This is a genomic window from Hymenobacter cellulosilyticus (genome assembly GCF_022919215.1).
GTDB lineage: Bacteria > Bacteroidota > Bacteroidia > Cytophagales > Hymenobacteraceae > Hymenobacter > Hymenobacter cellulosilyticus.
In genome coordinates, this window is sequence record NZ_CP095046.1 from 1,156,134 (window position 1) to 1,169,510 (window position 13,377).

The 13,377-nt window shown below is 53.9% G+C and carries 12 protein-coding genes and 1 pseudogene; 2 read left to right on the forward strand and 11 right to left on the reverse strand.

Annotated features, from left to right (window positions below; genetic code table 11):
- Nucleotides 1–49 precede the first annotated feature (49 nt).
- Nucleotides 50–1,321, reverse strand: coding sequence for a glutamyl-tRNA reductase (gene hemA / locus MUN79_RS05755; RefSeq protein ID WP_244676798.1), 1,272 nt, complete (start codon nt 1,319–1,321; stop codon nt 50–52).
- A 361-nt stretch (nt 1,322–1,682) separates the two neighbouring features.
- On the opposite strand from hemA, the gene MUN79_RS30680 reads away from it, so the two are divergent.
- Together MUN79_RS30680 and MUN79_RS31705 are read left to right on the forward strand one after the other, a co-directional pair.
- Nucleotides 1,683–2,060 carry a hypothetical protein gene (locus MUN79_RS30680; RefSeq protein ID WP_311136667.1) on the forward strand — a complete coding sequence of 126 codons (378 nt, stop codon included), beginning with the start codon at nt 1,683–1,685 and terminating at the stop codon, nt 2,058–2,060.
- A gap of 557 nt (nt 2,061–2,617) precedes the next feature.
- Nucleotides 2,618–2,889, forward strand: a pseudogene (locus tag MUN79_RS31705) (ATP-binding protein).
- A 5-nt stretch (nt 2,890–2,894) separates the two neighbouring features.
- On the opposite strand, the gene MUN79_RS29855 reads toward MUN79_RS31705, so the two are convergent.
- The 10 genes from MUN79_RS29855 to MUN79_RS05810 form a co-directional block, all read right to left on the reverse strand.
- Complete coding sequence (locus MUN79_RS29855; protein ID WP_262922991.1) at nt 2,895–3,749, reverse strand: lipocalin-like domain-containing protein; 855 nt, start codon at nt 3,747–3,749, stop codon at nt 2,895–2,897.
- Nucleotides 3,743–3,991, reverse strand: a complete 249-nt coding sequence (locus tag MUN79_RS29860) for a carotenoid 1,2-hydratase (protein ID WP_262922992.1) — start codon at nt 3,989–3,991, stop codon at nt 3,743–3,745. Before MUN79_RS29860 ends, MUN79_RS29855 begins: the two co-directional genes overlap by 7 nt.
- Nucleotides 3,992–4,432: 441 nt before the next feature.
- Complete coding sequence (locus MUN79_RS05775) at nt 4,433–5,536, reverse strand: RHS repeat domain-containing protein (RefSeq protein WP_244676799.1); 1,104 nt, start codon at nt 5,534–5,536, stop codon at nt 4,433–4,435.
- Nucleotides 5,537–5,825: 289 nt separating this feature from the next.
- Nucleotides 5,826–6,467, reverse strand: coding sequence for a hypothetical protein (locus MUN79_RS05780; RefSeq protein ID WP_244676800.1), 642 nt, complete (start codon nt 6,465–6,467; stop codon nt 5,826–5,828).
- A gap of 32 nt (nt 6,468–6,499) precedes the next feature.
- Nucleotides 6,500–7,789: an RHS repeat domain-containing protein gene (locus tag MUN79_RS05785; protein WP_244676801.1), complete on the reverse strand. Its 1,290-nt coding sequence runs from the start codon at nt 7,787–7,789 to the stop codon at nt 6,500–6,502.
- 26 nt (nt 7,790–7,815) lie between these two features.
- Nucleotides 7,816–8,655: a DUF6443 domain-containing protein gene (locus tag MUN79_RS05790; RefSeq protein WP_244676802.1), complete on the reverse strand. Its 840-nt coding sequence runs from the start codon at nt 8,653–8,655 to the stop codon at nt 7,816–7,818.
- Nucleotides 8,634–9,935 carry a leucine-rich repeat domain-containing protein gene (locus tag MUN79_RS05795; RefSeq protein WP_244676803.1) on the reverse strand — a complete coding sequence of 434 codons (1,302 nt, stop codon included), beginning with the start codon at nt 9,933–9,935 and terminating at the stop codon, nt 8,634–8,636. The genes MUN79_RS05790 and MUN79_RS05795 overlap by 22 nt, the downstream gene beginning before the upstream one ends.
- A 56-nt stretch (nt 9,936–9,991) precedes the next feature.
- Complete coding sequence (locus MUN79_RS05800) at nt 9,992–10,924, reverse strand: RHS repeat domain-containing protein (RefSeq protein WP_244676804.1); 933 nt, start codon at nt 10,922–10,924, stop codon at nt 9,992–9,994.
- 125 nt (nt 10,925–11,049) lie between these two features.
- Nucleotides 11,050–12,276 (reverse strand): hypothetical protein, encoded by a 1,227-nt coding sequence (locus tag MUN79_RS05805; RefSeq protein ID WP_244676805.1) that lies wholly within the window; start codon nt 12,274–12,276, stop codon nt 11,050–11,052.
- 547 nt (nt 12,277–12,823) lie between these two features.
- On the reverse strand, nt 12,824–13,180 hold the full coding sequence (locus MUN79_RS05810; RefSeq protein ID WP_244676806.1) for a hypothetical protein: 357 nt from the start codon (nt 13,178–13,180) through the stop codon (nt 12,824–12,826).
- Nucleotides 13,181–13,377 lie beyond the last annotated feature (197 nt).

Consider the following 13,377-nt stretch of genomic DNA (forward strand, 5'->3'; position numbering starts at 1 on the left):
CAGAGGAAGGATTGCTTCGCTCTGCTCGCAATGACGCAAATGGCTTGGGCTAGGCGTGGTTCGGCTGGTTTTCCAGGTCAAACAGGTCGGTGAGCACGTCGATGAGCTGATCGGCTTCACCGCGCTTGCAAGCCGCTTTGAGCTGCAGTACGGGCTGCTTGAGGATCTTCTGCATCAGGGACCTAGTCACCTCGTCCATGCGCCGGGCTTCTTCAGGGCTCATCTTCTTCTGAAAGCGGTCCATTTCCTCCAAACGGATTTGCTCCAGGGCATTCTTGAGCTTCTGAATGGTGGGCGACACCATCATTTCCTTGGTCCAGTCGGAGAGGCCGGCAATGCTTTCGGCAATGATGGCTCGCACCTGCGGCACGGCTGCCAACCGCTGTTCCAGGGCGGCCGAAGCCTTGCTCTGAATGGCGTCGATGTTATAAACCAGTACGCCGGGTACGTTCTCCACATCGGCCTCAATGCTACGCGGCACTGACAGGTCGATAAAGAACTTATAGCTCAATACCTCCAGGTGCTCCACCATTTCGCGAGTGAAGAAAGGCGTATCGCGCGAAATCGAGGAAATAACTACGTCGGCATCCTTCATGCCCTGCACCAGATTCTCGAAGTCGAGAATGGGCAACTTGCACTCGGCGGCCAGGGTCTCGGCCTTGTCGCGGGTGCGGTTGCAGAGGGTCACGTCGGTAAAGGACTTGCTGTCGGCGAAGTGGCGGCACACGTCGGCCCCAATCTCGCCCAGGCCCACGACCAGCACCCGGGGGTTAGCCATGTCGGCGGTCAGTTCTTCCACCAGCTCCAGCGTGGCGTAAGACGTGGAGGCCGCCCCATCGCGGAAGCTGGTTTCCTGCTGTACTCGCTTGTTGGTAAAGAAGATGGTGTGCAGCAGGCGGTGCAAAAACGGCCCGGCCGCATCTTCATCGGCCGACCACTGGTAGGCCTGCTTTACCTGGTTGCTGATCTGCAAGTCGCCGACTACCTGGGCGTCGAGGCCCATAGCTACTTCGAACAAGTGCTGAACGGCGTCGTGGTAAGTTTCGAGAACGTCGAAGTAAGGAAAGTACGCTGCTACGTCCGTCAGGCCTTTGAGCTGGCCCAGGGCCTCGATAATGCCGGGGCTCTGGTCGCGCGGGGCGGAGTAGTAGATTTCCGTGCGGTTGCAGGTACTGAGCACGAGCAGGTCGGTAAGGCCCAGGTCGTGGTGCAGGGTGTGGAGGAAGCGGCGGCAGGCAACCTCATCCAAAGAAATCAACTCCCGAATTTCGAGCGGCGCTTTCTTAAAGGATAGACTAACGGCCTTAAATGGATGGAGCATAGCTAGGGCTACGGCGTATTGTAGAAGGCAAAATTACAGCGTAATTCGATAGTCTGAAACAGCTAATACCGATTGGAGGTTCTGCTAAACCCACAAGCAGTTTAGAAAGTGGCTCTACGGCCCCCAGATGGCATGTTAGCTGCTGGCTACCTGATAAAAATCATTCTAATATTTATAGCACTCAAGGCCCGCTAAAGGATAGTGTCGGGCTTGAGTAGGCTAATATAGAAGAAGTAGCGTAAATAAAATCCCGGGGTAAGGAAATAACTCCGCCCGAGTTCCTGCGTTAGGACCGCACACGTGCCGGGCTGCCCGGTGCTGCTTACCTTCGTGGAGGAGTGTACTTCCACTTCCCGCATCCATGGCTTTTTTCTCTTTTTCCCGGCAAGTACTTCCCATTTACGACCAGAAATCCCGGATAAAGCTGGGCATTCTGGCCGGTGCCATCCTGATTGCCGCGGCCACGGTAGTGTACACCAACATCCTGGTGCAGCGCCTGTCGGAGCGGGAGCAGAAGCAGATTGACTTGTACGCCAAGGCCCAGCGCTTCATTATCAACTCGGAAGTGGACTCGAACACCAACTTCGTGTTCGAAGAAATTATCAACGCCAACACTACCATTCCCATCATCTTCACCGATGGGACGCCAACATTCTGGGTACCCGCAACGTGGATATTCCCAAGAACGTGTCGGAAAAAGCGGCCCTGGACTTTCTGCACCGGGAAATTGCCGTTATGAAGCTGCAGCATCCGCCCATTGTGGTGGAGCTGGGTGCCGGCCTGCGCAACTATATCTACTACAAAGACTCTCAGCTGCTTACCCAGCTGCGGACCTACCCGCTGGTGCAGCTGGCCGTTATTGCCTGCCTGGGCGTCATGGCCTACTTCTCATTTAGCTACTCCCGCCGCGCCGAGCAAAACCGGGTGTGGGTGGGCCTGGCCAAGGAAACGGCCCACCAGCTGGGTACCCCGCTAAGCAGCCTGATGGCCTGGCACACCTACCTCAAGGACTCGGAGAAGTGGCAGAATGAGCCCATCGTGGATGAGCTGGGCAAGGACGTGCGCCGCCTGGAAATCATTACCGAGCGGTTCAGCAACATCGGCTCGGTGCCGGTGCTCAAGGACGAGAACATCCTGCAGGCCACCAAGAATGCCATTGCCTACCTGCAAAGCCGGGTGTCGAAAAAGGTAATCTTCGAAATCAAGACCGATCTGCCCACCGATACGCCGGCCCAAATCAACGTGCCGCTGTTTGATTGGGTAATCGAGAATATCTGCAAAAATGCCGTGGACGCCATGGACGGCAAGGGGAACATTACTCTGCACCTGCGGCGGGCTACCAAAGGCAAGCAGCTCATTGCCCTCGACATTACCGATACCGGCAAGGGAATTCCCAAGAGCAAGATTGAGACTGTATTCCTGCCCGGCTTTACCACCAAAAAGCGGGCTGGGGCCTGGGGCTAGCTTTGGCTAAGCGAATTATTGAAAATTACCACCAGGGGCGCCTGTTCGTGCGCTGGTCGGAGGTAGGCAAAGGCACCACGTTCCGGGTCGTGCTGAATGGCTAGGCTGGCTATTTAGCGGCTGCCGCTGCTGCTCCGCGGGCGGGCTTGGCCGAGCCGGGGTTGGTGATTTCCACGTAGCTGTTACCCGTTACGGGCTTGCCGTTGTGGGTACCCGTGACCTTGCACATTCCCTCCCAGTAGTTCAGGTTGATGGCCTTGAAGAGGCGCAGGTTCAGTTCCTGGTTGGGTATCACGGGCTCAATGAGCAAGTCATAGCCCTGGCTGGGAATGCGCAGCCGCCACTTGACGGGGTAGCGCTGCTTGGAGCGGGGGCTCACCCAGAACTCCAGGGGCACCAGCTGAAAGTCGGCAGCGGCCAGGTGGGCATTCTCATTCTTGGCCGAGTAGTGGGAGCCGCCCGAGAGACTCTCCCCGGTGATGTTGTTGCGCAGCTGGTAGGCCATGATTTCGGCGCGGGGCTCGTCGAGCTGAATGCTGAGCCAGTCCCAGCCCGTGTCTTTGCTCATCACCGAGTTGCAGTTCCACTGTCGGTCGTACCATAGCTCGCCCTCCACCTGCCGCTGCTTGCCGCCTACTTCAATAATGCCCGCCGTGGCGAGGCGGGAGTAGCTGTAGTAGCCAGCCTTGGCTACGGCGCCATATTGCTCATAACCGGTGCCGCCGTGGAGCAGCACCGGTTTAGCGGGCGTGGTAATCAGGTTGATGGCGTGCCCGGCATGGTCGGCCATGCCGGCCTGCAGGTGGTAAGCGCCTTCCTGCCCGGTCAGGCTCCACTGCTGGGTTTTCTTCTGCATCGAGAGGTTGAGGGGCAGGGTAGCAGGCAGCAGTGCCGGTAGGCTTTCGAGCTTGTAATCGTAGCGGAACTGCTTCTGCTGTGGGTCGGTCAGGGCGAAGTTCACCATCTGCCAGTCCTTCTTGCCGGTGGGTTGAAGTGGAAGAACACGTACTCCACCCCAAAGACTTCCCCCGTCGCCTTGTCCTTCAGGTGACCCGTGAAGTACCACCACTCCAAGGAGTTGCGCAGGTGCGGGGCTTCTTCCTGGGGTAGCTGGGCCTGGGCCTGGAAGACGTCGTACTTGTTCGTCGGCTTGAGGGCGCAGGCATTGGTGAGGAGCAGGAGGGTAAGGAGCAGCAGATTCTTCATACCCCAGGGAAAGGATTTCCTGGGGTAAAAGGTTTTATATTATTTGTGTATATAACATGAATCATCGCATACGACATAATCTATTGATCTTTTTGTCTTCATTTAGAAGTATCAAACTATCATTGTTTATTTTGATTATCTTGTTTTTTATAATTATACCGCCTCCATAATTCAGTATCAAGTCATTGTTGCTTATTTTAAAATACACACGCGAATTATCAGAGTCGAAGTACTCAAGATAATTTCCAACTACTGTAAATAAAGCATTGCTATCGGGGCTTTGTGTCCAAGAACCTTGTATTAACTTTTGTCTATTAAAGGTGTTTTTATTAGACAAATTATTTTGTTTTGGTGTTGGATGGTAATTGCTTTTAGTCTGGCATTTTACTTCGTAACAAGTAATGCACAGAAGTAATAGAATCAAAGTTGCTTTATATTTTTTCATTTTTGCGGGATTTCAATGTGGAAAGCTGGATCTGGGTGACTATATGTGTAGGGTGAAAAAAGGCGGCTTACCCCAGGATTGGATAGTAGTGCTTTGTTGAAGGACCTAGCTTTACTACCAGTCGCTGAAGCAGAAATGTCGATAACATTGACAGCGTCTGGGTTTGCTATATGTTTTGATACACGCGTTGGCCCAATACTATTGATAGTGGATATCATATTATTAATAATTTCTTGGCGTGTTAATCCGTTCTCTACTCCTTGTTCAAATGTTTTTACAACTTTATCTCCTGTAGAAGCATAGAGTTTATATGACTTTTCAATTCCACCAGGAACAGCAGCATTGTTATACATAGCTGTTGCCTCCTCTCGTACAGTTCGTTGGGTGCTATTTACTCTGGCAGCAGCCAATTTTGCTTGACGCATGGATGAAGCAATAACTCGCGCACTATGATTTGATATGTTGGAGATGTTGCTTTTTGATCCGTTAAGTGTATTAGTCGTTGATTTTGTTTCGGCGTATCGATTGGTTTTAGTTTCAGTTACTGAAATGCTTGTCTCATTTCTTGTAGTCGTTGTTTCATCATCACGCTTGATATGGTTGCTGCTATGCTCAGCTCCCGCAGTAGCATTAGGGCCTAATCTATCCTCACTTACTCGTCCATCAAGGTCGTTAAATCGCAAGGCATTATCAAATCCAAATTGATAGGTTGACCAACTTTCTTGGTCTCCTTCTTCAGCATCAGGGTCTGTTACGTGCCAGCGTCCGATTTGTGGGTCATAGAATCGCCACCCGTGGTCGACCCAGTCTAAACTTAGCTCTTGCTGCTTTTCTTTTCCATTCCAAGTAAATTTATTTTCATTGCCACCACTAAGCCGTTCAATACCACTCAAATTGAGGCCCCAAGGGTCGTAGTGGTTCTCCTGAACCACCAAGGTGGGTTTGTATTTCAGCATTACATCGTCGAATGCTACGTCCACGTCGCTTTCGTTGCCGACGTAGGCTTGAACATAGCCATCGGTGGGAGAAATGATGCTGAGACGTAGTTCCTCGTAGTTGTTTTGGGCAGCGCTGGAGAGTTGTTTAGTTTGGGTTGACACTAGTACCGAGTCCTGATTGAAGACCAATAGGCGGACATAGGCTTTAGGTACCCGACCAAATTGCTGCAGAGCGGGTAGTACGGCGAGGCTAAGGCCCAGGAATGGCAGGGGCGGGACTTGCGTGTAAGTTCGGAGCCGACAGGGGTAGCGGACTGCTGCTGGAGCAATGTCGCGACGAAGCCCACCATGGAGAAGCCAAAATTGAAGTTGCGGACTTCCTGCTGATAGATACCTGGAGCAACAACTTGCACAGTGTCGCCTTTATGCACTCGTAGGATTTTCAAAGGACCTAGGGTTTACCTAGGGCGGCGTTGAGACGAGACAGGTATGAGCCAGTGCGAGCGAAAGGGTTGGCTTGGAAGCGGGTGCTGGCAATACTGACAGAATCGAATTGCTGCTCTTCGCGACGCGCCACACTAGCTGGATCTGCCTCCATGGTGGCGGTGAAAGTGGCCGGCTCACCGGCGCGGTAAGCTACCCGCAAGTTGCCCAGATGATCCTTGAGGCTGAATTCTCGCGAGTAGCGGGTGTGGGCTTGGTTGGTTTCATCGCGCTGCACGAAATGCAGTACCCGACCTTCGGCGTGGGGGAAAAAGCGTAGCGAATCTTGCTCGTACTGGAAGCTGGCAGCATAATCGGTTTGCTGCGTAGGCTTGTTGACTTGGTATACGAGCTTGGCTACTTTCTGCCCGGTAGCGGAGTAGCGGAACACGATGGAGTCGTTGCCGAAAGCAATACGCCGGGGCAGGTTCAGATGGTTGTATATAATGGATGTGATGCCCTTGTTGCGGTCGGTCGTGAGGTTACCGTTGGCATCGTAGGTATACTCATCCGAGCTGCTTTGGGGTGTGGTAGCAGGGTGATCCTGAAAGTCGCCGGCCAGGGAGGCCGCACCGGCAGCAGGCCGGTTGGCGGTGACTGCGTCGTTCACGGTGGTCAGCTGGTTGCCATTGTACGAGTAGGCTAGGGCGTCGATGGGCCGTACTGCTTGGGAGTGGAGCGAGTGGCCGCGGCCACTAAGCCCCGGCGCTGCAGAGTCAGGATGTTGCCGTTTTCATCGTAGCTGACGTAGCGCAGGCCGTAATTCTGCTTCTCACCCGTCCAGGTTCCGGTAGTGGTACGGGCCACGAAGTCGCCCTGGAGCAGGCGGCTGCTTTGGTCGTAGATATAGCCGTAGGCGCGGGTCACGGAGTCGGCCTTGCTCCGCCATTTTTGCCCGGTGATGTTGCCGCCGTACTGGTGATAGTCGCGGGTGAAGCCGTGGTTGTAGTAGAGCTCCATTCCCCACAGGTCGTTCGGGTCGCGCTGGGCCACATCATTAAGATGCGTGAGCCAGCCCCGAATGTTGTACTGATAATCCACATTTTGTGAGCCTAAGCCCAGCTGCTTTTGCTGTAATTGGCCTAATTCGTTGTAACGCAGTGTAGCCAGTACTTTTGGCTGTGCTTCGTTAGCCAACTGCTGGGCATTGGTAAGCAACCGGCCAGCGTGGTCGTAGGTGAACAGCTCAGCTATTGTTACGGGAGCAGGCAATGCGCGAGGGTCAGAGTGTACGGTGTAGCTCTTGAGGACCTTGCCAGCAAAGTCCAACTGAGAGGTGCTGATATCCTCTCCACCACGGGCATTGGCGCTGCGTACCTGAATTGGTCGGCCCTGGGCATCATAAAAGCTTGTGGTAGTAAGCCAGGCCCCCGTGGCTGATTCGGCAACTTCCAGCACCCGCACGCAGGTGCGGGTTACTAAGCCCGTAACGCGCAGGTCAGGCGTAGGCACCGTGCCACCGAACTGACCATTATACTGGGTGTCGTAGGTAGCATCAGGTTGGCCGGCCGGGTCATTGTCGAAGTTATAGTCATCATAATAGGAAGCCGTCAGAACCTGATACTGCGTGAAGCGGCCTTGCGCCGACAGCTGCGGATACGCTTGGCTGAGCGTATAATGCTGGGGATTTGTGGAAGCCGCCGTGCGCTGCTCGTATTGCGTGAGGGTTCGGTTGGCTTCAGCCTGCAGAGAGTCTTGTCGGGCGGCGCGGGTGCATAGCCCCGTGATAACCGGGCGGCCCAGGTCATCATACTTCGTAAATGACCACTGGTGGCGCTGGCGCTGGGATGCATCCTGACTTAGTATAACCCGGTCGAGCTGGTCGTACACCATCTGCGTTTCGCCCCGGGTGCCAGGTACCTGTTTGGCTAGCAAGCGGCCCCGGTCATCGTAGCAGTAGCGGAAAAGCAGGTTCTCGACTGCGGCAGTCATGCGCCACTGCTGCCGACGAAGTAATGCTACGGCTTTGGGGGCAATACAGCGCGCAGGTGGTTGAAATCATCGTAGACATAGTACGTATCCAGCCATTCGGGAGCGAGTTGTCCTTGCTTGGGAATGCCAGTTTCAACTCGCTTTAGAACCACCTGGTTTTGCCTGTCCAGAAATTCGAAGGAGCGGGCGTGCTGCTCATTGCGGGTTTCCTTAACCCACAGTTCTCCCGCAGCATACGCGCCATGCGGGAGCAAATCGGCTGCCTGACTTCCGTACCCAGCCGAATAGCGCTGCACGGCATCAGCCGCCGTGTTGGGACGTTCGTTCAGGGTTACTACATGGTCGGTGGCTAATTGCCAAGCCTCACCAGGAGAAGCCTGGGCAACAATTCGGCTCAAGGGAGACGTGTCGAAGGCCGATTCGCTGTAGGGCACCCCCGTGCGGGCTACTCCGTTGGCGGCGGGTGTAGTATCGTGGTAGAATTCGTACTGTTCCTGCAGTGCATTAGGCCGGAAAATACCCAGGGAACCACCCGGGTTGGCAGCCGTGTACGGCAAGTAGGTTTTGGGCTGCCGGCCTAGGGCATCGTACGCTACTGGTTGCACAATGTCGCGTCGTTGGGGCGACTCCTGTCGCAGCACCGTTTGCATCGGCCGGGCCAGGCCGTCTATATACTGTGTCTTAACCTGTACCGAATCAACCGCAGCGCGCATCAGCTCTTGCGCATCCTGGATTGCCACGCGGGCCTGATACGTGCGCACGTAGTTTACATACAGCGAATCAGGACTGCCGTTAAGGGGCTTGGGCGCGAGTAGGTCGGTCAGTGCAGCTTGGGTTTCGGTATCTACGGGCAGGTTTTCAGCCAAGGGCTGGTAAGGCAGGATAGATAGATACCGGGGCGCGTATACAGGTATTGGTATTGACCCCAGGAAGTAACAAGATCATTCCAGACCCGCACCCGATATAACCCGCCTTGAGCAGAAGTAGCACGTGTAATGGTAAGCGTTGTATCCGTAGCACCAGGAATATCGACCCAGGCGCCGCCAATTTCCCGTTCCCACTGGTAGCGGTTGCGGGTGCCAGTCATGCTTCCATGGAGCGTTTTGGTAGTACCTGATAAGCAGCGAAGGGTATCAGCCGGCAGCGTTTGCTGACTGGAATATTCAAATTGGAGAGGCCAGGGGCGTCCGATTTCCTGGAAGTTGGGCTCGATAGAGCCAAATTCCAAGAAGTTGTTCTGGACCAGCAAAAAGCCGGGAATGTTGGTTTTTCCAGCCCAGGAAGGAATACTAATCAAGGCGTTGTGACTAGCAATTAGCCGGTTCAAATAAGGTAAGTTGGTCAACTCAGCCGGCATACTTCCCTGCAGTTGGTTATGACTCAAATCGAGTTGGGTGAGATTGAAGCACTGACCGAGCTCGGCTGGAATACTGCCACTGAATTGATTATGGTCTAAAAGGCAATAGACTAGATTCTCCAGAAAGCGCACGGAGCTAGGAATAGGACCTGTAAATTGGTTACGGCTCAAGTCTAGATGGAAGAGAGACTTCATTTGGCCTAATGTCTCGGGTACAGAGCCTCTAAGTTGGTTACCGGCCAAGAGTAGCTGGTTGATTGGCAGCAAGGTTAGCTCTACTGGGATGGTCCCTGAAAGCCGATTGAACCTTAGATCCAGCACCACCAGGTCGCGGCAGCCGCTCAGCTGCCGTGGTATTCGTCCGGAAAATTGACAGGCATTTAGTTCCAGCCTGTATAATCCAGTTTGCCCTAGCGAAATAGGAATAGATCCGCCAAGCCCGGTATTATTACTTAGAGTTAAATAGTGCAGGCCGGTAAGCAGCCCCAGGCTAGCAGGCAGGGAGCCGGTTAGACCATTGGCGGGCAGATGCAGAGTCTTAATGTCACCATTGTCGAGCTGCACGCCAGTCCAGGAGTCAGCCTCAGTCAGCGTTGTGCCCGTAAGCCAGTTCTCCCGGTTTGTCCAATTGGGGCCATCGGTGGCGTAATAAAACTGCCGTAATACCCGGAGCTCGGTACTATCAGGCACTTGGCCTTCGTAAGGAGAAACTTGGGCTACGGTGTGCTCAATACCCGTTAGCAGGAAAAGTAGGGTTAGCAAAAAAGCGAAAGTAGAAGGTACACGCATACAGGCCACAGATTAAATGGAGGCGGTTGAACCAAAATAGAAGGGGCAGGAAAGAGCTACGGGCGGGCGTAGTGGTACTCCTGCTGCGTCAGAATATTGCCCTGCTCATCCCGAATGCGCTGCAGCCGGCCCAGGTCGTCATACTCATAGCTAGAGGTGCGGCCATTTGCATCCGTTTGGGAGGTCATACCAGTAAGCGGATCGTGGGTGTAGGTCGTGAGCTGGGAGCCGACCGGATGCAGCCGAAGCTCATCAAGGCGCACGGCCTGCCCGCTCGCTAAGGTTACTATGTTGCGAGCGGCAGCTAGCTTCAGGATGCCGGTATACAAACGGAAGCCGCTGGAGTCGGTTGGCCCCGTTGCTTGAACAGCATTAGGCAGCAGCACTCCATTCTGAGAGATGCTGGGTGCCCCTGTGGCCCAGAAGGAAAGTTGGTAGTCGCCAGAGGGCAGTGAATCGCAGCTTACCGAGCTATAGAGCTGATAACACCGCTGCCCCGTATGCCCGCCAGCAGTTACATCGAAGCGCAGGTGGCGCCAGCGGCTGGGGCAGTTCGGCTCGAAGCTAGTATAGGCCAATTGGTTTTGAGTGGCGTTTAGAGCTCGGGCCACGGGCTGCGTCGCATTATAACCCCACAGGAAACTTTGTGGGCCGGCTTGGGTCTGGCGCGCTTGCAGAATATTGCCACTTACATCAAATAGCTCATAAGTAAGCGTTGGGCGGTAGCGGCGGTCCTGCACAAAACTTCCGTTACTGATAGCCGATGTAGTAAACTGCGCCAAGGGAATAGGGGCAGTAGGCTGTAGGACAAAATCCTGGTGGGGAAAGTCGCCGAGGTACTGCGCCAGCTTACCACCAAGCAGATAGGTCGTGTTCTCCTTTTTTATCCATTGCTGCTGCTCAATGATATCGGTAAGAATATGACGCCGGGCTAAAGACTTCAGCCCGAGAGCTAGTGCACTAGAAACATTCGTGGTGTCATAATCCAAGGCGTATAGCTGCCTGGTGGTGGTGGTGTCGCCCGAGCTGACCAGGGTTTGGGTGCGGGTAAGCTGAGCGTGTTTGGGGTTGTCGTATTTATAGAAGGTTTTGACTACCTGACTTTGGGTGCTGTCTAAGGAATTATAGCTGTATTCATCTTTCTGGTACAAGTAGCTCCACGTGGACAGGTACTTGAAGGATTGCAGTATCCATTCAGAAGGAACCACGGTCGGAATCTTGATTCCGGACGCGAAGAACTCGGGCGCTGCAGGACGATATTGAGACCAATTGCGTGCGTTTCATTGGGCCGTGTGGGCAAGGTATAATAGCTGCAGTCTTCACATTTCCCGTTGCCCGGCGGCGTGTAGTTGTGGTAATAGTGGTTGACTGTGCGGTGGAGGGGCTGATAGCCAGTGCCGTCTTTTTTTCGGGCATACTGGGTTACTTGCAGGGGTAAGCCACGCTGCCAGTCGAAGCTGGTAGCAGGTGTAAACGGGTAGCCATGTCCATAATAAGCCTCGTCTTCCTTCCACGAGAAGGTATGGTGGGTCATGCCATGTTGGCCCGTCTTATCCTTGAAAACTTGGACGGAGGTATACGCCACATTGCCACCCTGAATATTGCCGAGTGGCTCAATGCTGTTGGATGATTGGGCAACGTAGCGGCACTCGCCTTCCACTACGCTTTGGTTCAGGACAGAATAGCGGTTTTCGACAGTGAAGTACGAGTACTCTGGTATAGACTGAATGCGGCCACTCGACTGAGTGGAATCTTGTAAGGGGCTATAGCGGTAGCGCTGTCGCAGAGGCTCCGTATCATTTTTACTCGCATAGCTGCGAATTTCCCGAATGCGCAGCCCACCGGCCAGACCAATCGTATCCGGTCTTTGCCTAGTAACTGCCTCGGTCCATAAAAGGCGGAAGTAATCGTTCGGGCAGTAGCCGATGGCGGTAGCAGTCAGGATGTAATCCCCTGGGGCTAGCTCTAGTTCTTCGGTAACATCTTTGTCATGCTCATTTATAATACCAAAGCTCCTACGGTAATTATTGGGCCCTTGTAATTCTACTCGAAACTGTGGCGATTGCTGTGGAATATTGTAGCCACAACCCATCCGGTAAAGGGCATAGGTAGAATATGGCTGAATAGTGGTAGGAACAGTAAAGGTTATTGTCGTATCCTTCACATCGCTGGGTCCCGGCGTTATATCACTGTCCTGGCCGGCAAAGAACGTGACAGGTTGATTTTCAACGTAACGTATGGCCGGGCCGGCAGCGTGACGATAGGTGTTAGGCTCAAACACGTATTCGGTCCAGCCACCGGTCGGATAACGCAAGGATTTGATAATGCCGGTTTGCATCATTTCCACGTGGGGCTTCCGGTTGCCGCCGGTAGTGAATCCTCTATCTGCCTCCTTCGGTAGTAAAGTGCCTTGCTGGTCGTTGAAGTAACCCAGTGATCCTGAGCATGGCTTAGACGAGAGGGGAAAGGTAGATCCTCCCGGTATTTAATAAGATAGCTCGGCTTGCCTCTCTCCGTAACACTGATCAGCTTGAGCCGATATTCCGGTGAGACTTCTGCCTCCCCGGTCTGGAAACAGTCAGATTGAGCTTGCGGAAGGTTGAAATACCCAAAGTTCAAATCAAAGTGCTGAACAGTACTGCCTTTGTGTACCCGAATTTGCTTTAGCGCTTTGGTTCGGGGTAGGTCAGCTCGGTTGCAGGAGCTATAAACAAACTCCACAAAGTCGCCACGGCTAGAGCGTATGGTGCTTAGTCGCAGGCCTAGCACCCGGGTTTTGTTTTCTGTGTACGTCGGTGGCTTGTCGGCACAGCCCGGCACGCTGCCAGAGGTGCGGTAACGGGTATAGCTGCCTAGGCTATTGTAGCCATACGTGAGTGTATCATAAGTTAGCGTGATGCTCTCGTGGTTAGGCGTCTCGACTCGCGACAGATAAAAGACCGTGGCTCGGGGGTATATTCATCCTGGGGTGTGGAGTGCCCACCATACCGAATAATGTAGGTAGTGGCTACCTCCTGTTCTTGGAAGTAAAACCGATTGCCTTTTTCGTCAACGATGGTATAGCCGTTCTGTCGCTCAATAGTGATAGGCTCATAGGGTACCGGGTGCGTATTGCCTTCCTGGGTATGAAAGAATTTTCCGCTCCGGCCGCACATGCTGTAGTAGTACAGATCGGGCTGGGTATCGAAGCTGGAAGTAAAGTTGAAGGCTGGCGTTCCGGCCGGCGACGTACCTGTAGCCCGCATGCAGAATAGGTAGTCATTGCTGCCGTAAAGCGGTGCCAAGGGTCGGTCTTTGGGAATCGGCCAAGCCCCATTGCAATAGCCCGTCGGTGAAAAGTCATCCTTGCCCAGTACGGTCGAGGAGATACTGCCTCCAGCCTGCAAAGCCCATCCTAGCCCCACGGAACTAGCTATTTCCGAAACCCGAACTCCCCCGCATG